General features: G+C 50.0%; 14 protein-coding genes. 12 read left to right on the top strand and 2 right to left on the bottom strand.

Annotated features, from left to right (window positions below; all coding sequences use genetic code 11):
- Positions 1-6 precede the first annotated feature (6 nt).
- A complete protein-coding gene (locus AC5RDV_RS07005; protein WP_008620771.1) occupies positions 7-222 on the bottom strand; it encodes a PG1828 family lipoprotein in 216 nt (71 codons plus the stop codon).
- A gap of 250 nt (positions 223-472) precedes the next feature.
- Between AC5RDV_RS07005 and mtaB the strand changes: the two genes are divergently transcribed.
- The 8 genes from mtaB to AC5RDV_RS06965 all read left to right on the top strand — a co-directional run bounded on the left by mtaB (position 473) and on the right by AC5RDV_RS06965 (position 10,892).
- Positions 473-1,816: a tRNA (N(6)-L-threonylcarbamoyladenosine(37)-C(2))-methylthiotransferase MtaB gene (gene mtaB, locus AC5RDV_RS07000; RefSeq protein WP_008625570.1), complete on the top strand. Its 1,344-nt coding sequence runs from the start codon at positions 473-475 to the stop codon at positions 1,814-1,816.
- Positions 1,817-1,834: 18 nt separating this feature from the next.
- A complete protein-coding gene (locus AC5RDV_RS06995; RefSeq protein ID WP_008625569.1) occupies positions 1,835-2,851 on the top strand; it encodes a glycosyltransferase family 2 protein in 1,017 nt (338 codons plus the stop codon).
- An 86-nt stretch (positions 2,852-2,937) separates the two neighbouring features.
- Positions 2,938-3,957 (top strand): gliding motility protein GldB-related protein, encoded by a 1,020-nt coding sequence (locus AC5RDV_RS06990; protein WP_253271009.1) that lies wholly within the window; start codon positions 2,938-2,940, stop codon positions 3,955-3,957.
- Positions 3,957-4,664, top strand: a complete 708-nt coding sequence (locus tag AC5RDV_RS06985) for an SAM-dependent methyltransferase (protein WP_282748591.1) — start codon at positions 3,957-3,959, stop codon at positions 4,662-4,664. The genes AC5RDV_RS06990 and AC5RDV_RS06985 overlap by 1 nt, the downstream gene beginning before the upstream one ends.
- 455 nt (positions 4,665-5,119) lie before the next feature.
- Positions 5,120-6,256 carry a hypothetical protein gene (locus AC5RDV_RS06980; protein WP_282748590.1) on the top strand — a complete coding sequence of 379 codons (1,137 nt, stop codon included), beginning with the start codon at positions 5,120-5,122 and terminating at the stop codon, positions 6,254-6,256.
- Positions 6,257-6,275: 19 nt separating this feature from the next.
- Positions 6,276-9,893, top strand: a complete 3,618-nt coding sequence (locus tag AC5RDV_RS06975; RefSeq protein WP_282748589.1) for a leucine-rich repeat domain-containing protein — start codon at positions 6,276-6,278, stop codon at positions 9,891-9,893.
- The gene (locus AC5RDV_RS06970) at positions 9,890-10,732 is read left to right on the top strand and encodes an InlB B-repeat-containing protein (protein WP_282748588.1); all 843 of its coding nucleotides are present in this window, start codon (positions 9,890-9,892) and stop codon (positions 10,730-10,732) included. The genes AC5RDV_RS06975 and AC5RDV_RS06970 overlap by 4 nt, the downstream gene beginning before the upstream one ends.
- 1 nt (position 10,733) lies before the next feature.
- Complete coding sequence (locus AC5RDV_RS06965) at positions 10,734-10,892, top strand: hypothetical protein (RefSeq protein WP_172604675.1); 159 nt, start codon at positions 10,734-10,736, stop codon at positions 10,890-10,892.
- Positions 10,893-11,077: 185 nt separating this feature from the next.
- On the opposite strand, the gene AC5RDV_RS06960 is transcribed toward AC5RDV_RS06965, so the two are convergent.
- The gene (locus AC5RDV_RS06960) at positions 11,078-13,285 is read right to left on the bottom strand and encodes a S9 family peptidase (RefSeq protein ID WP_282748586.1); all 2,208 of its coding nucleotides are present in this window, start codon (positions 13,283-13,285) and stop codon (positions 11,078-11,080) included.
- Between the two features lie 100 nt (positions 13,286-13,385).
- On the opposite strand from AC5RDV_RS06960, the gene mnmL reads away from it, so the two are divergent.
- From mnmL to AC5RDV_RS06940, 4 genes are all read left to right on the top strand, one after another.
- Positions 13,386-14,315 carry a tRNA modification radical SAM protein MnmL/YtqA gene (mnmL, locus tag AC5RDV_RS06955; protein WP_282748585.1) on the top strand — a complete coding sequence of 310 codons (930 nt, stop codon included), beginning with the start codon at positions 13,386-13,388 and terminating at the stop codon, positions 14,313-14,315.
- 164 nt (positions 14,316-14,479) lie between these two features.
- On the top strand, positions 14,480-16,801 hold the full coding sequence (locus AC5RDV_RS06950; protein ID WP_282748584.1) for a BT3233 family polysaccharide utilization protein: 2,322 nt from the start codon (positions 14,480-14,482) through the stop codon (positions 16,799-16,801).
- A gap of 181 nt (positions 16,802-16,982) precedes the next feature.
- On the top strand, positions 16,983-19,580 hold the full coding sequence (gene xyl3A / locus AC5RDV_RS06945; protein ID WP_494222146.1) for a xylan 1,4-beta-xylosidase: 2,598 nt from the start codon (positions 16,983-16,985) through the stop codon (positions 19,578-19,580).
- A gap of 254 nt (positions 19,581-19,834) precedes the next feature.
- Positions 19,835-22,120, top strand: a complete 2,286-nt coding sequence (locus AC5RDV_RS06940) for a GH92 family glycosyl hydrolase (RefSeq protein ID WP_282748114.1) — start codon at positions 19,835-19,837, stop codon at positions 22,118-22,120.
- Positions 22,121-22,130 lie beyond the last annotated feature (10 nt).

Raw genomic sequence — 22,130 nt, 5'->3', positions numbered from 1 at the left:
ACTGAATTATTCAGCAGCAGGAGCTTCGGCAGCAGCGCTATCAGCAACTACAGCAGCATCAGCGGCAGCGCTATCGGCAACTACAGAATCAACTTCTACGATTTCTTCTTCTACAGCTACAGTGTCAGTATCAGCTGCAGTTTCAGCCTGAGAAGTTTTGTTACCGCAAGATGCGAAAGAAATAGCTGCGAAAGCTACGAACAAAAATGCTAACTTTTTCATTTTTTTGCTTTTTTAAATCTGTAAAACAATCAATTGCTTATTAAAACATTGCAAAGGTATATACTTTTTTGATATGTTGTACACTTTGCCCTCTTTTTTTTGATACATATTTTTAAGGATATATATAAGTTGCAATGAATCAATATTTTATGTACTGTTAATTTTTCGAGGTTCTCTATGTGCTATTCCATAGAATTATGTAACTTTGCGGTTGGAACAGTGATTAAGATTGGATTATACTATAGATGATATGACAGAAGCATCCGTTTTTGAGGGGAAGAAAGCCGTATATTTTACGTTAGGCTGTAAGTTGAATTTTGCAGAGACTTCTACAATAGGGCGTTTGTTGAAGGAGATGGGAGTGAGGACGGTGCGAGCCGGAGAACGTGCCGATATTTGTGTGGTGAATACTTGTTCGGTAACGGAGGTTGCCGATCATAAATGCCGGCAAGCTATTCATAAGTTGGTGAAACAGCATCCCGGAGCTTTTGTGGTGGTAACGGGCTGTTATGCCCAACTTAAACCGGAGCAAGTTTCTGCTATTGACGGAGTGGATTTAGTTTTGGGGGCAGAGCAGAAAGGGGATATATTGCGTTATTTAGAGGAACGTTTGCCTTTGTTGCCGGCAGAGCGTAAATCAGCTGATGCGGAGCACGCCGCTTATACTGTGCCTACGAAAGATATACATACATTTGTCCCTTCCTGTTCATGTGGCGACCGGACACGTTATTTCTTGAAAGTGCAAGACGGGTGCGATTATTATTGTACGTATTGTACGATTCCGTATGCTCGTGGGCGTAGCCGTAACGGTAGCATAGCCTCATTGGTTCGTCAAGCAGAACAAGCAGCATCGGAGGGGGGGCGTGAAATAGTGTTGACTGGAGTGAATATCGGAGATTTCGGTAAGACTACCGGTGAAAGCTTTTTGGATTTGGTGAAAGCGCTTGACCGGGTGGAAGGTATAGCCCGTTACCGTATATCTTCCATCGAACCTAATTTGCTGACAGAGGACGTGTTGGCTTTTTGTGCGGAGTCGCGTGCGTTTATGCCCCATTTTCATATACCGTTACAAAGCGGTAGCGATGAAGTGCTGAAACTTATGCGTCGCCGTTATACTACAAATTTTTTTGCCGAGAAGATATCACGTGTGAAAGAGCTGATGCCTGATGCCTTTATCGGTGTGGATGTGATTGTAGGTACGCGGGGCGAGACGGATGGATGTTTTGAAGAAGCATTCGGTTTCATTCGTTCGTTGGATGTGAGCCAGTTGCATGTGTTCAGTTATTCGGAGCGCCCCGGAACGATGGCTCTGAAAATAGGACATTCCGTTTCGCCAGAGGAGAAACATCGGCGCAGCCAACGGCTATTGGAGTTGTCCGATGTAAAATGGGAGGCATTTTATCGGCGTTACATCGGAACCGAGGCCGAGGTCCTGTTGGAAAAGTCCCGGACGGAAGGAGTGATGCATGGCTTTACAGCCAACTATATCCGGGTGGAATTGCCTGTCGAAGGGAATCTGGACAATCAGATTGTCCGTGTACGTTTGGGAGATTTTAATGCAGGCAGGTCGGCTTTACGTGCCACCTTATTATAATAATAGGAGAGGACGGATATGGACAAGGTGGCCGTAGTCATTTTGAATTGGAACGGAGAAGAAATGCTTCGTCGCTTTTTGCCTGGTGTGTTGGCTCATACATCGGCAGAGGTATATGTGGCCGACAATGCTTCTACGGATAAGTCGTTGGAGCTTCTTTCGGTAGATTTTCCTGCTGTGAAAACAATCTTATTGGAACGGAATTACGGCTTTGCCGAAGGGTATAACCGGGCTTTGGCACAGATTGAGGCCGAATATTTTGTTTTGCTGAATTCGGACGTGGAGGTGAAAGACGATTGGATTTCTCCCATGTCGCAGTATTTGGATACCCATCCGGAGGTAGCAGCCTGCCAACCTAAAATCCTAAGTTGGCATGCACCGGATAAGTTCGAGTATGCGGGAGCGGCAGGAGGGTATATGGATGCTTGGGGTTATCCGTATTGCAGGGGGCGTGTCATGAATACGGTGGAAACCGATGAGGGGCAATATGATACAGTGGCCCCTGTTTTTTGGGCCACCGGAGCCGCTTTGATGGTACGTAGTGCCGTTTATCGCGAAGCCGGAGGTTTGGATGCCCGCTTTTTTGCCCACATGGAGGAAATTGACTTTTGTTGGCGGTTACGCAGTCGCGGATACGGCATTGTCTGTGTGCCGTCGGCTGTGGTTTATCATGTAGGGGGAGGCACGTTGTCCAAGGAAAACCCGCATAAGACCTATTTGAATTTCCGGAATAACCTTTATATGCTTTATAAGAATCTGCCGGATGAACGTCTGAGTACGGTCATGCGTTGTCGTTTTTGGTTGGACAGGTTGGCTGCCCTCCAATTTTTGCTGAAAGGGGAGCGGCGGTCTTTTCTGGCTGTGTTTCAGGCGAGGGCCGATTTCAGAAAGCAAAAGGAAGATTTTCGGGCTGCCCGGAAAGAAAACCTGTCCCGTATGGTCGTGAACCCGGTTCCGGAACAAGCTCGGTTCAGTATTTTGTGGGCTTACTATTTCCAAAATCGTCATAAATACTCCGATTTGCCCCATATATAGTTTTGTTTTTGCTTTTTTTAGTAAAATAGTTTGTGGTTAATGTATTTGTTTGTATATTTGTATGCGTATTTAACGAATAATAAGTTTTGAAACGAGCTTTATTGATATTGGTAGGCCTGACTATGTTTTTTTCTTCTTGTCGGTGGAGTTCCGTTCCCTGGTGGACGGATAGCCAATCGGATAAAGGAGAAAAGATATTCCGTTATGACCGTTTGGTTGATGAGTTCGTTTCCTTGAATAGTTTCACTTCGCTCCAACGTATGAATACGGAATATCCGGCTGCGACACGGTTACTTATAGAAGAGGTGTTGACAATCGGCTCCGTAGAGGATCCACGCATCGAACAACGTTTGCGGGAGTATTATCTCGACTCTACCATGCAGGTGTTGTTGGAAGACGTGCATGATGAGTATGCGGATTTGAATGCGGAGGAAACTGAAATCTCTTCGGTATTCGAACAGGTCAAGGATGCTGATCCCAGTTTCCGTATACCGTTCATGTATACTCAGATATCCGGTTTGAACCAAAGCATAGTGGTGGGCGATAGCTTGTTGGGCATTAGCTTGGACAAGTATTTGGGGCGTGACTATCCTTTGTACCGCAAATATTATCATGATTATCAGCGTCGGGTAATGGACCGGAGTTGGTTGGTGTCGGATGCTTTGTTCTATTATCTGTCCCATGAATATCCTTTGCCGGACGGTAAGGTGCATACGTTGTTGGATTACATCTCAGATTACGGGAAGATACATTGGGTGATTGCGCATTGCCGGAATATTTCTTTGGAGCAAGAGGCCGGTTTTGAAGAAGAACGCGTGCTTTGGTACAAGGATAACGAAACCAATGTGTGGAATTGGTTGATGGGGCATGGTGCCCTGACTTCCGCCGACTTGACGATGATCAGGCTTTTTATGGAGCCTCGTGGAACCACGCCTTATATCGGGAAAGACAGCCCGGACCAGATAGGTTTGTGGTTGGGCTTGCAAATCATAGACCATTATATGAAATCACATCCCCGGGTAACGATTGGTGAATTGCTTCGTGAGAACGATTATGGAAAGATTCTCCGCGAGTCGGGGTATCATCCGTCTGCAAACAAAAAATAATGGAACCAGCACTTTATTTGATACCTGTCACGTTGGGGGATACGCCCCATTCGCAGGTCTTGCCGGATTATAATACAGAGATTATCCGGAACATCAAGTTTTTCATCGTGGAAGATTTGCGTTCGGTCCGCCGTTTTCTGAAAAAGGTGGACCGGGACATCAATATAGACGAGTTGACTTTTTTTGCCATGGGCAAGCATGCTTCTTCAGAGGCGTTTGCGTCCTATCTGCGTCCATTGGAGCAAGGCATGCCGGTCGGCGTGATTTCCGAGGCCGGTTGTCCGGCAGTGGCCGACCCTGGAGCCGATGTGGTGGCCATAGCCCAACGCAAGGGACTGCGAGTCATACCTTTAGTGGGTCCGTCTTCCATGATTTTGGCCGTGATGGCGTCCGGCTTCAACGGACAGAGTTTTGCTTTCAACGGTTATCTTCCGATAGACCCGGCAGAACGGGCCAAGCGCATTAAAATGTTGGAACAGCGGGTATATTCGGAACATCAGACCCAACTGTTCATCGAAACCCCTTACCGTAATGCCAAGATGTTCGAGGAGGTTCTTCGGGCATGCCGTCCACAGACCCGTCTTTGTGTGGCGGCAGGCATAACCTGCAAGGAAGAGTATATCAAGACTCGCACGGTGCAGGAATGGAAGAAGCATCCTCTTCCGGATTTGTCCAAAGTGCCGGCTATATTTTTGATTTACAAGTGAGGGAGGTTGATTTCTCCTTTATTATTTCTTTTATTATAAAGAAAGTGTTACATTTGCAATGTGTTTCCACGCCGGTGCCTTGTTCGTAAGGCGGGTGAGGGGAATACCATATATGGAAAAGGCGTTTACTTGGCGCTCTGCTCTTATGCTTATCAGAACTTCGCAACTTCGGTAATTACTCCAAGAGCAAGGTAACAGTAGATGTCCTGTGGGTGTGTTATATACATCCCTTTCTTGTCAGCACCCTGTCGCGGGGTGCTGACTTAGGGGATTGGTATACATATCGGCGTGGGCTTCTGGAGTTGTTCGTTTGGAGTGATTGGGCATGCGAAGGCCTTGATAAAATGAACGGGCAACGGGTACAGATTCCCGCGCTTTTTTTGTATATGCCACGCAAGTCTTGTTTAAAAGTGCCGGATTTCGGGAGTCTCCGGTGGTTTAAGGAGGAAGCTGTTATGAAAGCTTTTATCAGATGGGTGTGGGTGTTGTGTTTGTTCCCGCCCCGGGTGTTTGGCCAGGCCAAACTTCCTATTACGACTTCAGACCATTTTGTGGTGGAGGCTCCGGCGGTGGTACAACCCGGAGGGGAAACCGTTGATTTCATTGTGGGCGTGGAAGGTTCCCGTTTTTACACGGCCTACAACATGGAAATCGCTTTGCCCGAGGATTTGGTTTTCGTTCCCAACGACAAGGGAAATTGTGCCATGATGTGTGGCTTGGACGGGATGTATCCGTATGACGACAGTATGGGGTTTCCGCAGTTCACGCATATTTTTGCCAGTGGGTTGCAGGTGAACGGCAACCTGCGTGTGGCTTGTTTCTCATCTCTGAACGAGGACTTCACGTCATTTTCCGGGCGGTTGTTCCGGGTGTCGGTCAAGGCATCTCCGTACGCCAAGCCCGGTATGGGGGAAATCCGGATGTTCGGTTTGAATCTTACGGTGGCCGAGAATGCCCAAAAGTATATCCCCGAGGGAGATTTGAACACGGGAGAAATCGAGGTGGGCAATCATGCGTCTGTTCCCGTATCCATTTCTGCCGCCAACCGTTACGGTACTTGTATCCTGCCTTTTGGCTTGGAGGCACTGCCTGCCGGTTTGGAAGCTTATACGGTTGCATCCGTCAGCGACGGGGTTTTGAATCTCGACCCCGTGACGGCTTTACAGGCCTATACGCCCTATGTGCTGTATGCGGCGAACGGTTTCAGCGGTGTGTTGGAGGGTACGGTGGACGCTTCGCTTTATCCCGAAGACACGCGCTCGGTCACGGTGAACGGGCTGACGGGGATTGTCACGCCGCAGGAGGTCACCGAGGGGTATATCCTGCAAAACCAAGGGGATGGCGTGCGGTTCTACCGTGTGGGGGACGTGCCTTTTGCTTTGCCTGCCGGACGGTGCTACCTTTCGGCTTCCGTGTCGGCCGGAGTGAATCTCAGGATGGAGTGTAACGCCACCGGCATTACGGACAGCCGGACGGACGTGGCCTTGCCGGACGACACCTGTTATGACCTTTTAGGGCGGCGCGTGGAACATCTGGTTCCGGGACGTGTATATCTTTCTGCCCGTCGTGGTGTTTTTTTACAATCCAAGTAGGACTTAAAACAAAAACAAGATGAAAAAGATATTTTTACTTTTATGGTTCGTTCTTCTCGGGCTTTCCAAGGTGCAAGCCTATGAGTTCGAGAAAAATGGTATTTATTATGACATCGTCAATGGTAAGGCGGTGGTTGTGAGTGGAGGTAGTGTCATGTATTCGGGTGATGTGGTGATTCCCGAGACGGTGGAGTTTGGTGGTCAGCATTATGTGGTGGACAGTATTGGTGAATGGGCTTTTAATGCCTGTTCCGGAGTGATGTCCGTGAAATTACCAGAAAAATTAAGGGTAATCGGAAGGCTTGCTTTTGTGGATTGTTATGGTTTGACTTCTATATCATTCCCTGCAAGTTTGAAGGTTATTGGCGATGGCGCTTTTCAAAACTGTGATGGTTTGACTTCCTTATCTTTTCCTGAAGGAATGACTCAGATTGGTGATGGTGCTTTTCAAAGGTGTGGAAGGTTGGAAACACTTTTTTTCCCAAGCACGATGAAGTCGATTGATTGGGGGGTATTTTGTGAGTCGCATGAAAATGAGTATGGGGGAGAATGTACATGCGACAGTATTAGGCGTATTGAGGTAATGGATATTGCAACGTGGTTCAATTCCAATCGTTTTACGGAGAGGAATCACCATGTGACTGCTCCGTATGCGGATTTGTATGTCAATGGAGATTTGTTGACAGAAGTCGTACTTCCTGATACTATGACTCGGATAAGACCGGCTTTGTTCTATGGATGCAAAACACTGCGTTCTGTTGTCTTTCCCAAGAACCTGAAAGTGATAGATGATTGTGCTTTCAGTAATTGTACGGGGATTGAAAACTTAGAATTGCCACAGGGTTTAGATAGTATAAAAAGTTCTGCCTTTTCTGGATGCAAAAGGTTGAAGGACATGCATCTCCCTCAAGAATTAAAGTATATTGGAATGATGGCTTTTGGAAGTTGTACAGAATTGATTTCCGTCTCTTTTCCGAATAAATTGGAAAATATAGCTTATGGTGCTTTTGAAAGTTGCAAGTCATTGCAATCTGTTGTTTTGCCCGAAGGTTTGAAGAGTATTGAATCCTGTGCGTTTCAAAATTGTATTAGTTTGACTTCTGTGAAATTACCATCTACTCTACGTTTTATAGGTGATTGTGCTTTTAATCAATGTAATGTAGGATTTGAGTTTGCTTCTATTGTTCCTCCTACAATCGAAGGTATGAATCCGTTAGGAGATGAAGACAATTTATTATATGTTCCGGAAGAAGGTATTGAAGCCTACCGTACGGCTTGGAGCGATAAGGTGAATGACATCCTTTGTTTGGAACGGCAACATGATTGGGATGTGACGGTAGAGGCGGAAGAAAAGTCGTCTGCGGTTTTGCAAGCCGTGGGGGGCGTGTCGGATAATGAGGCGGCCCGGAATGTGGTTCGTTTGAAAGTGAGTGGAACGGTTAACAGTTACGATTTCATGGTGATGAGGAACAAGATGACTTCTCTCCGCGAGTTGGATTTGACGGATGCGCATGTCGTGTATAATCCGTATGAACATTATCAGGGTTATCACAGTTGGAATGATTCCTTGCCTGATTATGCTTTTTATCGGAAAGACTTGAGGGTATGCAAGCTTCCCCAAAGTATTACCTATATTGGGCAGAGTGCTTTTAGCGAATGCCGTAAATTGACGGGCATGGATATTCCTGAAAAAGTTCAAGAGATAGGTTATGCTGCTTTTACAGGGTGCAATAGCTTAAAAGAAGTAGAGTTTCACGAAGGACTTGAAAGGATAGGTGATGATGCTTTTTCTAATTGTGCGTTGCAAGACACCATTGTTTTTCCGCAAACTTTAAAGCATATATCTTATAATGCTTTTGCTATGAATGGTAGCTTGAAGGCCGTTAAGTTTCCAGTTGGATTGGAATCTATAGAAGGTAGTGCTTTTAATAATTGCAGTGGGTTGTCCGAAGTGCGGTTTCCGGCTTCTGTGTTAAGTGTGGGGAGTGATGCCTTTGTGATGTGTGACAACATCAAGGATGTCTATACCTATATAATAGACCCTTTTGATTTGGATCAAAATACGTTCACAGCGGGTGTGTTCCTGAAAGCCACGCTTCATGTGCCTGAAACGGCTCAGGACAATTATTATTGGAACACCCAATGGTCGCAGTTCCAAGGGAGACTTGTGACGTTCAACGAACCCTATGAGTACTTCTACCTCAACAAAGACTTGGTGATTGACGAGGAGACACCCCGTTTGGAGGGTGACACCATTTCCGGGACCGGCGAAGTGCAAGGCCCGGATGCCGACCTCAATCCCGGTTCGGGACTGGTGGTCGAGGGGAGCGAGAGCCAGGACTTGGGTGACGTGCACCTTAAGGACGACGGCAATGGGAACGGGGCTTCGGTCATCGGGCAAGGCGACAAGGACGGGCATTGCAACATCAATGCCAAGAACCTGCATATCGACATACAGGTGGAAGCCAACCGTTGGTATTTCTTCTGCTTCCCATACCCCATCGACAAGAAGAACATCAAGTATGATGGAAGTTACGTCCTGCGGTGGTACGATGGGGCGGAACGTGCCCAACATGGACGGGGAGGTTGGAAAGACTGGGCGGCAGGCAAGCTGACCGCCGGTGTGGGGTATATTTTCCAAGGTAGCCAATCCGGAACGTTGACTTTCCAAGTCCCGGATGCGAAGTTCGATGGCGAGAACCGCGACATTCTCTTGCAGAGCCATGGGGCAGACGAGGTACAGGATGCCGGATGGAATTTCGTGGGCAATCCCTATACTTCTTATTTCGACTTGCAGGATTTGGGGTATGACTATCCCGTCACGATATGGAACGGGTGGTCGTATGAGGCTTATAATCCTCAGGATGACGACTACGTGCTCTATCCTTACCAGGCTTTCTTTGTGCAGAAGCCCAATGCCGAGGACGGTATCACGTTCCATGCCGCACACCGTAAGACGAAGTTGCAATCCGAGGCTGCCCGGCGGGCCAATGTGGCACCGCGACGGATGCGCCGTGCGGCAGGCGTGGAACGCCGGTTGGTGAACCTTACCCTTTCCGACGGGAAGGTGACGGACAAGACGCGTGTGGTGTTCAATGCCCGGAAGCGCGAAACGTATGAGGTGGGTTGCGACGCAGCCAAGTTCATGGCGGAAGGTGTGCCGCAACTGTATTCGTTGGACGGCCAAGGCGTGAAATATGCCATCAACGAACGTCCGGAGGGTAACGGTGTGGTGTCCTTGGGCTATGAGGTGCAGGCCGCCGGGAATTATACCATCGGCTTGACCCGTGCTGACGTGGGGGTAATGCTGAAAGACAAGTTGACGGGCGCAAGCCATGACTTCTCCGAAGGGGATTACGTGTTCTCTTCCGAGGCAGGCACGTTCCACGACCGCTTCCTTTTGGTGAAGTCTGCTTCGGCTACTGGGGTGAACGGGGTGTTTGCCGCAGGCGAGGCTGTGGTGGATGTGGAAAACGGCACGATTGCAGTGAGCGGGGCCGCCGGGCTTCGTACGACGGTGACTGCCCTTTCCGGAATTTTGATGGGTATCATCGACGGCAACGGCAGTCTGGACGTGCGTCCCGGAGTCTATGTGGTCAATGTGGGCGGACAAGCCCGTAAAGTCGTGGTACGATGAGGACGGTGGCAGTTTTCTTACGGACGTGGTGCACGGTGTCGGCCTTTTGCATGGCCGGCATCCTGCCCGTCTGTGGGCAGGACGAGTTCAATCCGTCCAATCCTCCCGAACCGAACACGCTCTACCGGGTGACGGTGGAAGCCCGTCCGGCAGAGGCCGGTTACGTGTCCGGCGGGGGAAAGTATGAAAAGGGCGCAGGGGTATATGTCAACACTTCTGCGGCCTCCTCCACGTTCCGTTTCGTGGGATGGCAGAAAGACGGTGCGGACTATTCTGCTGAGATGGGATTCGCTTATACCGTAGGCGAAGAAGATGCACATTTTGTGGCCCTGTATGCTTATGACCCCACTAATCCGTCCGAACCGTCTTTGGTGCTCCGGCACCGTTTGTGGTTGGACTGCACGCCTAAGGAAGCCTGCTCGTTCAACCGCGAGAGCGGGGGCAAGGTGGGAGAAGGCGAGTGGGTCTATCTCCAAGCTTATGCCAACCAAGGTTTTGTTTTCCGGGGATGGTACAGCGAAGGGCGGAAACTGAGCGATGCGGAAGGGTTTAATTTTTCCATGCCTACGGAGGATGTGACGGTGGAAGCGCGTTATGTATTCGCCCCGGACAACCCGGACGAACCGGCCGGAGGCGGACAGCCCGACGTGGATACCGGGGAGGAAGGCGATGTGAACGGAGACAAGCTGGCCGATGTGACGGACGCAGTAGCCATTGTGGGGGCGTATTTGGGCAAGATGCCCGAAGTGCCGCTTGACAAGGCCGATATGAACCGTGACGGCGAGGTGGACGTGAGCGATGCCGTAGAAGTGGTAAATTGGTATATAAAAAAGAACTGAGATGAAAAAGAAGTATGTTTGTCCTTCGGTGGAAATTGCCGATGTGGAGTTGTCTGGCTTGATAGCCCAATCTCCGGGAAGGGGAATTCCTGTTGATGATGCGGTGGAAGCCGACATGGAGTTTGAAGCCTTGTGCAACAAGAATATTTGGAACTTGTGAAGATAATTCTATGTTGCAGAAGCCGTAAAATCATTCTTTAGAGAATGAAAAATCAATCTGCGCCAAACGGAAAATTACTCTCAAGAGAATGATTTTTCGTTTGGCGCAGATTGTAATATGTTGATAATGTGAATTATATAGTGTAAAGTTCTTTCATGAAAAGCCCATTGGGCAGTTTCGTTTCCTTATTTCATGTTTTCGATGAAGAAATTCGTGATGCTCGTATAAAGATGGTTGCGGGTGTTGCCGCCGGTGATGTTATGGTTGCGGTTGTTATAGGGAAGCATCATGAACGGCTTGCCGGCTTGCACCAGTGCTTCGGCATACTCCATGGAGTTGCGGAAGTGGACGTTGTCGTCGGCCGTACCGTGGCAAATCAGGAGCTTGCCATGTAGCTTGCCGGCTTGGCTTATCGGGCCGCGGTCGTATCCGGCGGCGTTTTCCTTCGGGGTGCGCATGAAGCGTTCCGTGTAGACCGTGTCGTAGTAACGCCAACAGGTAGGAGGGGCAACGGCCACTCCGGCGGCGAAGACGGGACGGCCTTCGCTCATGCTCATCAGCGTGTTGAAGCCTCCGTAGCTCCAACCCCAGATGCCGATGCGTTTACTGTCCACGTAGGGCAACGTGCCCAGATAAAGGGCGGTTTCCACTTGGTCTTTCGCTTCTAAATAACCTAAGTTCAGGTAGGTGCATTTCTCGAACTCTGCACCACGTCCGCCCGTGCCGCGTCCGTCCACGCAGACACAGATGAATCCTTGTTGGGCCAAGTATTGTTCATACAAAGTGCCGCCCATGCTGCCGGTTCCCCAAGAGTCGAGGACTTGCTGCGAGCCGGGACCGCTGTATTGGAACATGACGACGGGGTATTTCTTGTTCGCGTCGAAGTCGGCTGGTTTGACCATGTAGCCGTTCAGCTTTATGCCTTCTCCCGTAGTGAATTGGAAAAACTCGCACGTTCCTAAATCCTGTCCGTCGAGTTTGGCCACCAATGCTTGGTTGTCTTCGAGCACTTTCAGCGTCTTGCCGTTGCGGTTGCAGAGGGTGGTCACGTACGGAGTACGGATGTTGGAATAGACGTTCATGTAATACTTCATGTTTTTGCTGAATATGGCACTGTTGTCGCCTTCTTCTGCGGAGAGTTTTTCTATCTTGCCCTTGCTGTCGCTCCTGTAAACGGCCGTGTGCATCGGGTCGTCTGCCGGGTTGGCGGAAAAATAGAAGCTGCCGTCCGCCGTGTCGTATCCATAGAAGCTCTTGACGATGAGCTTCCCGTCTACGGCCTTCTTTATCAGGCTGCCGTTCAAGTCGTAGAGATAGAGGTGGTTGTATCCGTCACGCTCGCTGGTCAGCACGAAACGGTTGGGGTAGAATGCCAGATTCTTAAAGACGTTTTCACTGACGTACTTGTCCACGTTGTCGCGCAGGATTTTCTTGCACTCCGTGGAACGCGGGTTGGCCATGTACACTTCCAGGCAGTCCTGATGGCGGTTCAACGTAAAGACGGCCAGTTTGGCCGGGTCGTTGGTGAAACGGATGCGCGGGATATAGCTGTCGGCTTCAAGGGGAAGTTTCATCGTGCGGATGACACGTGCCTTGATGTCGAACGTCTGCACGCTGACAGTAGAGTTGGTCGTACCGGCCATGGGGTACTTGTATTCGTAGCGGCCCGGATATTCCGCATATTGTTCTTTGGCCGGATGGCTGCCTTTGTACCATGGGAATGAGAACGTATTCACTTTGCTTTCATCGTAGCGGATCCAGGCTATCATCGTGTTGTCGGCATTGAAGTCGAAAGAGCGGCTTGTGCCGAACTCCTCTTCGTTCACCCAATCGGGGATGCCGTTGATGACTTCGTTGAAATTCCCGTCTTTGGTGATTTGGCTTTCGCTGTTGTTGAACAGCAGTTTGACCAAGAACAGATTATTGTCGCGCACGAAACCCACGAGGTTCCCGTCCGGCGAGAACTTGGGCGACTGTTGAGGGCCGTTGTCCGACAAGGGGGTGAGGGTGCGGTTGGCAATGTCGTACAAGTAGTAGACGGCGGTGAAGGAATGGCGGTAGATGGGTTTCGTTTCCGTTTGTATCAGCATTTTCTTTTCATCCGGCGACATGATGTAACCGTCTATCTTTTCCAGTTTCACGTCTCTTGCCGTAGCCACGTCGAACAGCACGTCTTTCTGCCGTCCGTCCTTGAAGGAATAGGTGATGATTTGCTTGTGGTCGTCGCTCAGCCGGGAATAGCTCTCCCCGTCGTTGAGCGGGTTCACGCCATAGATGCGTTTGGCGGCATATTCGCCTGCGCACAACTCTTTTAATGAAAGTCCCGCCGCATTCGAGTGTACGGGAATGGCTGCTAAAAGGCAGCCGGCCAAAAAGGTTGCAATCTTTTTCATTTTATTTCAGATGTAATGGATAATATCTTAACCTATAACTATTTTGTCGCAAAGATAAGTTTTTTTTCTATCTTTGCGAGGCAATAACGGTTTAAAAAGTATGGCTATACCTTATTTATATACGGACTACGGGGATTTCCTGCGCCGCGAGTTTCCTTTCAAAGTACAGAAGATTTCCATCAATGCCGGTTTCACTTGTCCTAACCGTAATGGGGAAAAAGGGTGGGGCGGATGCACTTACTGCAACAACCAGACGTTTAACCCGGCTTATTGCCGCACGGAGAAAACGATTACGGAGCAGTTGGAGGAAGGCAAACGCTTTTTCGGACGCAAGTATCCGGAGATGAAGTTTCTGGCTTATTTCCAAGCCTATACGAACACGTATGGGGAAGTGGGGGAGGTTATCCGTAAGTATGAAGAAGCTTTGGCTGTGCCGGATGTGGTGGGAATCGTCATCGGCACGCGCCCCGACTGCATGCCGCAGGCGTTGCTGGACTATCTGGCCGGACTGAACAGCCGCACGTTCCTGATGGTGGAGTACGGGATAGAGAGCGTGGATGACGGTACGCTTGTCCGTATCAATCGTGGGCACACATTTGCCGAGACGGAAGAGGCCCTCCGGCGCACGGCGGGTGCAGGCATACGTACCGGCGGGCATATCATCCTCGGGCTGCCCGGCGAAAAGCGTGAGGAACTGGTCGGGCAGGCTGCATTGGTATCCCGTTTACCTTTGACAACTTTGAAAATCCATCAACTCCAATTGATAAAAGGGACGCGGATGGCGCATGAGTATGGATTGCATCCGGAGTGGTTCCATCTGTACACGGTGGATGAGTACATAGATCTGGTCATCGACTACATCGAACGTTTGCGGGGCGATTTGGTGTTGGAGCGTTTTGTTTCGCAATCCCCCAAGGAACTTTTGATAGCTCCCGACTGGGGACTGAAAAATTATGAGTTTACAGAACGGCTGAAACGTAGGATGAGGGAGCGGAACACGTGGCAAGGAAAGTTTGCAGACGGTAGGTAAACCTGCGGGAAACGCCCGTGCGCGGTTTTTGTTTGCGGACACAAAATATAGCGTTTTTAATAAGGTAATCCTTAAAAAGCTTCGTGGTTATGTTTTTTTTATTTACTTTTGCGGAACATGCGAAGCATGCAGAACCAAATCATTAATTATTAATATCATTCTACATGAAACACTTTGATTTCAAGTTTTTGCGCGTGTGGATGGTCTTGTGGTGCGTGGGAGTGCTTCTCCCGGTGGCGGCACAGGGCGGCGCGGGGTCGGCTGAAGTCTTGCAGCTGATAGAGAAAGTAAACGATTATTGGCAGGCGAACAATTCGCCCAAGGTGCGTGCGTTCTGGGACAATGCCGCTTATTACACCGGAAACATGGAAGCCTACCGCCTGACAGGCAAGGCGGCATATTACAATTACAGCCAACAGTGGTGCGAACATAACCGTTGGCGGGGCGCAAACAGCGATGACAAGCGGAACTGGAAGTACAAGACTTACGGGGAGGGCCAGGATTTCGTGCTCTTCGGCGACTGGCAGATTTGTTTCCAGACCTACATTGACATGTATAACCTGAACCCGGCCGATTATAAGGTAGCCCGTGCGAAGGAGGTTATGACGTACGCCTGTCATTTGGATGAGAACAAGTTCTGGTGGTGGGCAGATGCACTCTACATGGTGATGCCGTTGATGACGAAGATGTACAAGTTGACGGGCGACCGCATGTTCCTGGACCGCATGTATGAGAATTACTTGTGGAGCGACAGCCTGATGTATGATGCGGAGGCCCAGTTGTATTACCGCGACGCGAAGTATATTTATCCCAAAGTGAAGACAGCCAGTGGCGGAAAGAGTTTCTGGGCGCGTGGCGACGGATGGGTGTTGGCCGGTCTGGCCAAGGTGTTGGGCGACATGCCGGAGGACTATGAGCACCGCGCTTTCTTCCTGAAGCGGTTCAGGGAGTTGGCACAAGGTGTGGCACGCTGCCAGAGGCCGGAAGGATACTGGAGCCGCAGCATGTTGTGCGAAGAGGATGCTCCGGGACCGGAGACGAGTGGTACGGCATTCTTTGCCTACGGCCTGATGTGGGGCGTAAACCATGGTTTGCTGGACAAGACGGAGTATGCTCCGGTGATTGAAAAAGCCTGGAATTATCTGGTTTCTACGGCACTCCAACCGGATGGCAGCATCGGTTATGTGCAGCCCATTGGCGAGAAGCCCGACCCGACCCGTAAGGTGGATGCCAAGTCGCAGGCTCCTTTCGGAACCGGTGCATGGCTGTTGGCGGCTTGTGAGCGTGTACGTTATCTGGACGGTAGCGTGGAGGATAAGGACTCTCCTTCTATAAAAGTAGAGGTAAAGAATACGACGAAAGACAACCGTAATGATGTGGTGGAACTGGAGGCCAAGACGATATTTGAGAAACTCGGTATCGGTGGCGGACGTCAGTTCGTGGTGTATGACGGAGACCGGACGGAAGTGCCTTATCAGTTGACCCATGACGGCAAGCTCTTGTTGCAGGCTTCCGTGCGTCCCGCTTCTTCCACGGAACTGACGATTGTGAAAGGACAGCCGGCCGACTACCGTTTCACGTCGTGGGGGCGTGTGTATGCTTCGCGTGAAGACGATTTGGCTTGGGAAAACGACCGGAACGGTTGGCGGACATACGGTCCGGCCATCCAGAAAAGCGGACAACGCATTTATGGTTTCGATGTGTTTAATAAGAACGTGCCTTGTCCGATGCTCGAAACTTTCTACCATAGCGAGTTGACTTCGTACGGCCTGCAGGACAAGTTGCGCAAGGCCGGACGTGGAGGCGAGTGTGCCGCCTTGCATCGTACGTTGACTTACCATCGCGACCACGGTTACGGAATGGATGCTTATACGGTAGGCCCGACGATGGGTGCCGGTGTGCCCGCTTTGATGGAAGGGAAGGACTTTGTCTATCCTTTATGTTATAAGGAGGTGGAAATCCTGGACATGGGGCCGTTGCGCTTTTCTGCCCGTATGGCGTTTGCACCGGTACAAGTCGGTCAGGATAAGGACGTAGTGGAAACCCGTGTCATTACATTGGACAAGGGTACGCATCTGAACAAATGTGAAGTGACTTATGCTAATTTGAGTGAAGCCCGTAAGGTGGCTGCCGGTATTGCCGTGCATAAGAGTATACCGGATGCGTATGTAATGAATAAAAAACTCGGTTATGTGGCGTATGCCGATGCGATGGACCATCCGGAGGCGATGAACGGGCTGATATACATAGCTTGCTTGTTCCCCGAAGGCTTGAAGTCGGTCGAATATGTACCGATGGCGAAAGAAGAGGCCGGTGCCGTGGGGCATGTGGTAGGAGTCAGCAACTACGAACCGGGGGATACTTTTACTTACTATTTCGGTTCCGCGTGGAGCAAGTATGACATGCCGGATATGGCCGTTTGGCAGGAGAACGTGGAGCGGTACGGCCGTCAGTTGAAAACGCCTTTGGCCGTGACATTGAAATAAGTTGTGTCTCGATGCCGTTTTGACCATAAGGTTGGCTTTGCAGAAGCAAGGCCAACCTTATTTTTTACATGGAAATGAGGCGGCCTTAATATCATCCATGTGATTAGTGTTTTTCTCCATGTCTGTTCTTTGGCGAATTATTTTATTTTGCAAGATAAAACCATTTATAATTTAAATAAGCATGAAAAATACCGTATTTGTTTTGTGGTTAGGGTTGGCCGTGGCTGATATAGGTTGGGCACAGAACGAACCTTACAAGAATCCTGATTTGTCTCCTCGTGAACGTGCTGAGGATTTGTTGAAGAGGTTGACGCTGAAAGAGAAGGTTTCCTTGATGATTAATTCTTCTCCCGCAGTGGAGCGTTTGGGCATCAAACCTTATAACTGGTGGAGCGAGGCGTTGCACGGAGTGGCCCGTAGCGGAATCGCCACGGTTTATCCCATCACCATGGGGATGGCTTCCGTGTTCGACGATGAGGCCGTGGAGGCCGTGTACACGACGGTAAGCGACGAGGCTCGTGCGAAATATCACGATGCGCACAAAAAAGGCCGCTACGGGCAGATGAACGAAGGATTGACGTTTTGGACACCCAATGTGAATATCTTCCGCGATCCCCGGTGGGGACGGGGGCAAGAGACTTGGGGAGAAGACCCTTACCTGACTTCCCGGATGGGTGTGGCTGTGGTCAGGGGCTTGCAAGGTCCTGCGGATGCCAAGTACGACAAGCTGCACGCTTGTGCGAAACATTATGCCGTGCACAGCGGGCCGGAAGCCAAGCGTCATTATTTCGATGTGGAACAGCTTGACCCACGCGATTTGTGGGAGACTTATTTGCCGGCTTTCAAGGTGTTGGTCCAAGAAGCCGATGTGAAAGAAGTGATGTGTGCCTATCAGCGTTTCGAGGGAGAACCCTGTTGCGGGAGCAAACGCCTGCTTCATCAAATCCTGCGCGACGAATGGGGGTTTAAATATGTGGTGGTGAGCGATTGCGGTGCCATCGGTGACTTTTTCAACCCGGGTTTGCACGAGACGCATCCCGATGCCGCCACGGCCAGTGCTTCCGCAGTAACCAGCGGGACGGACTTGGAATGCGGATGGGGGGATTACATGCAATTGGAAGCGGCAGTCGATAGGGGATTGATAACGGAACACCGTATCGACACCAGTCTCTGCCGTTTGTTGGAAGCCCGTTTTGCGCTCGGGGAAATGGATGACGACTCGTTGGTACCTTGGAGTCGCATCGGCATAGATACGGTGGATTGCCAGACGCACAAGCAGATGGCTTTGGACATTGCCCGTAAGTCTTTGGTCTTGTTGCACAACGACGGGGTGCTTCCTTTGGACAAGACGCGTGGCGATGTCGTCGTAATGGGGCCGAATGCGGTGGATTCCGTCATGCAGTGGGGAAATTATGAAGGTACGCCTTCGCATACCTATACGGTCTTGGACGGTATTCGTGAAAGGCTTGGCCGTGACGTGCGGTATGAAAAAGGGTGCGACCTTCTGAGTAATGAAGTCTTCGATTCTTATTTCCACCAGTTGTCGCACGACGGGAGGACGGGACTGAAGGCCACGTATTGGAATAATCTGGAGATGAAAGGAGAGGCGGTTGCCACGCAGGAATTAGCCACTCCGGTTAATAAGAACAACGGGGGAAATACCGTGTTTGCGGCAGGAGTGAACCTGCAAAACTTCACGGCGGTGTACGAAGGTACTTTCCGTCCGTTGCAGGGTGGAAAATATGATTTGGTGATTGAAGGAGACGATGGTTACCGCGTGTATGTGAACGGCGAGAAGGTCATTGATTACTGGGGCGAGCATGCCCGCGAAAAGCGTGAATACGCCTTGGATGCTACGGCAGGGAAAGATTATGATATTAAAATCGAGTACATGCAGGCTGCGGGCGAGGCTTTGTTGAAGTTCGACGTGGGGATTCGTCGTCAGGTTTCTCCCACCGAAGTGGTTGCCCGTGTGAAAGATGCCGGAACGGTCGTTTTCGTAGGCGGCATATCTCCGGATTTGGAGGGAGAGGAAAAGAACCACGTCAACTGTCCGGGTTTTGCCGGAGGCGACCGCACTTCGATCGAGCTGCCTCAGGTGCAGCGCGACATCCTGAAGGCGTTGAAGGCGGCAGGCAAGAAAGTGGTGTTCGTCAACTGTTCGGGTTCAGCCGTGGCCTTGGTACCAGAATTGGAATCGTGTGATGCTATCTTGCAGGCCTGGTATCCGGGTCAGGCCGGAGGTTTGGCCGTGGCCGACGTGCTGTTCGGTGATTTCAATCCCAGTGGCAAGTTGCCCGTGACGTTCTACAAGAACACGGAGCAGCTTCCCGACTTTGAAGATTACAGCATGAAGGGTCGCACTTACCGTTACATGACGGAGAAACCTCTCTTCCCCTTCGGCTATGGTTTGAGTTATACCACGTTCGCCATCTCCAAAGGCCGTTTGAGCAAGTCTTCCGTGGAAGCGGGCGAGGGCGTGAAGTTCACGGCTCAGGTGAAGAACACGGGCAAGCGTGACGGTGCCGAGGTGGTTCAGGTTTACGTCCGTAAGGTGGGCGACACGGGTGGTCCGTTGAAGAGTCTTCGCGGTTTCCGCCGTGTGGAACTGAAGGCGGGCGAGAGCCGTAGGGTTTCCATCGAACTGTCCCCCGAAGCTTTCGAGTTCTTCGACACGTCCACGAACACGATGCGCGTGGTTCCCGGCGAGTACGAAATCATGTATGGCAACAGTTCGGACACGCCGGAGGGAAACAAGTTGAAGGTGGAGTTATTGTAATTTAACAGCATTGGGAAAGTATCTCGGGTCGTATTCCGTGTGGCTCGTCATGCTTTCCTTTTGATGTGCCTGCCAATAGGTGCATTGTTACTTGTTTGTGCTGTGAGGAGGCAACCAAATGCTTTTCAGTTTGAGAAATCTGTAGGTTTTGGTTGCCCTTGCTTCGTATTTTTTATATTTTGGTTGATTTTTATAAATCAAAGTGCAGGTTAAATGACTACTTTTGTTCACCTAACCTTTTTAAACAGATATGTATGACAAGCAGATTCTTGAAGAAAATCCTGTGCTTGTTGTTGTTTTGTGGTATGTGTGCCATGAAGCAACAAATTGTAGCGGCATCGAAAGCCGAACCGGTGGATTATGTGAATCCCTATATGGGGAACATCAGCCATTTGTTGGTACCGACTTATCCCATTGTGCATTTGCCTAACAGTATGTTGAGGGTTTACCCCCAAAGAGGAGACTACACATCCGGAAAGTTACATGGTTTGCCTGTGTTGCAAATCAGCCATCGGGGAAGCTTTGTTTTTAATTTGTCTCCCTTTCAAGGCGACGAGACGGATTTGGCACGTGTGATGGATTATGATTATGACAATGAAGTGGTGAAGCCTTATTATTATAAGGTGGATTTATGCGACCAGCAGTTGCACGTGGATTTTGCCCCTTCCCGCCAGTCGGCCATTTATCATTTTGATTATCGGCGGCAGAATACGGTTCCTTATTTGGTGCTGAACGGTGGAAATGGAGAACTGACAGTCGATGGGAACACGGTCTACGGTTATCAGAATATATGGAATAACCTGAAAGTGTACATTTATATGGAGACGGACGTGACGCCGGAGCAAAGCGGTGTGTTCCGTGACGGAAAATGGAACAGGGAAAAACGGAAGGCGGAAGGAGACGACATTTGTGTGGCACTGTCCTGGAGTCCTGCTTTGTCTTCTTTGAACGTCCGTTATGGCGTATCGTATATCAGTGTGGAGCAGGCCAAGAAGAACCTGAAGAGAGAAATACCGGGATTTGAGTTGGAGACGGTGGCTGAAGAAGGCCGTCGTATATGGAATGAAGAGCTGGGAAAGATTCGGATTTCTGGAGGTACGGAGAACGACCGTCATGTGTTTTACACGTCTTTGTACCGTTGTTTGGAGCGTCCGGTCTGCGTAAGCGAGGACGGACGTTATTTCAGCGTCTATGACAACAAGGTACATGATGATGGCGGGCACGCATATTATACGGATGACTGGGTTTGGGACAGTTACCGTGCGGCACATCCTCTGCGTATTTTGCTTGATGCTCCTAAGCATACGGATATGATTCGTTCTTTTTTGAGGATGGCGGAGACGGACGGGCGGCACTGCCTTCCGAATTTCCCGGAAATCACGGGAGATTCGCGCCGAATGAATTGTAACCACGGTGTGTCGGTCATGGCCGATGCATGGTGTAAGGGTATCCGGGATTTCGATTTGCGGGAAGCGTACGCGTATGCTAAAAACAGCTTGGAGAAGAAAACGTTGGCACCGTGGTCTTCCGCTGCTCCCGGGTGGTTGGACAGTTTCTACATGGAGAAAGGATATATTCCGGCTCTCTGTCCCGGCGAGAAGGAAACCGTGCCGGAAGTAAACTCTTGGGAAAAGCGGCAGGCGGTGGCTGTTACCTTGGGTACCTCTTACGACCAATGGTGCCTGTCCCGCATGGCTGCCGCGTTGGGTTTGGAGCATGAGGCGAAACATTATCTGGATTGTTCTTACAATTACCGTAACCTGTTTAATCCGCAAACTTCATTTTTCCATCCCAAAGATAAAGAAGGCAAATTTATAGAACCGTTCGACTACCGTTTCTCCGGAGGGATGGGGGCGCGGGATTACTATGGCGAGAACAATGCCTGGGTATATCGTTGGGACGTGCAGCACAATGCAGGCGATTTGGTGAAGCTGATGGGAGGAAAAGAGGCGTTCGTCCGGAATCTCGATGCCACCTTCAACGAGTGGTTAGGACGGCCGAAGTATGAGTTTTATGCCCAGCTTCCCGACCATACGGGTAACGTGGGGCAGTATTCCATGGGTAACGAGCCTTCTTTGCATATACCTTATTTATATAATTATGCCGGGGCTCCGTGGAAGGCACAGCATCGCATACGTTCGTTGGTACATCAGTGGTTCCGCAACGACCTGATGGGGATGCCCGGCGATGAGGACGGCGGAGGTCTTTCAGCGTTTGTGGTATTTTCCATGATGGGATTCTATCCGGTAACACCCGGATTGCCGGTTTATCATATCGGAAGTCCTTTCTTCTCTTCCATAGAACTGAAATTGAGCAATGGGAAGACACTGGAAATCATAGCCCGGAACTGTTCGGAAGAGAACAAATACATCCAGTCGGCTAAGTTGAACGGGAAGGTTTGGACAAAACCTTGGTTTAGCCATGAAGACATCGTCAATGGAGGTAAACTTGAGTTTGTCATGGGAAACCGATGCAACATGGAATGGGGGAGTGGGGCGGAAGACGTACCTCCTTCTTTGGAGATGAAAAACAATGAGTAAATGTTAACTG

The organism is Paraprevotella sp., from assembly GCF_986071375.1.
The sequence above is the reverse complement of the archived record's forward strand: the minus strand, read 5'-3'. Positions and strand labels throughout refer to the sequence as shown.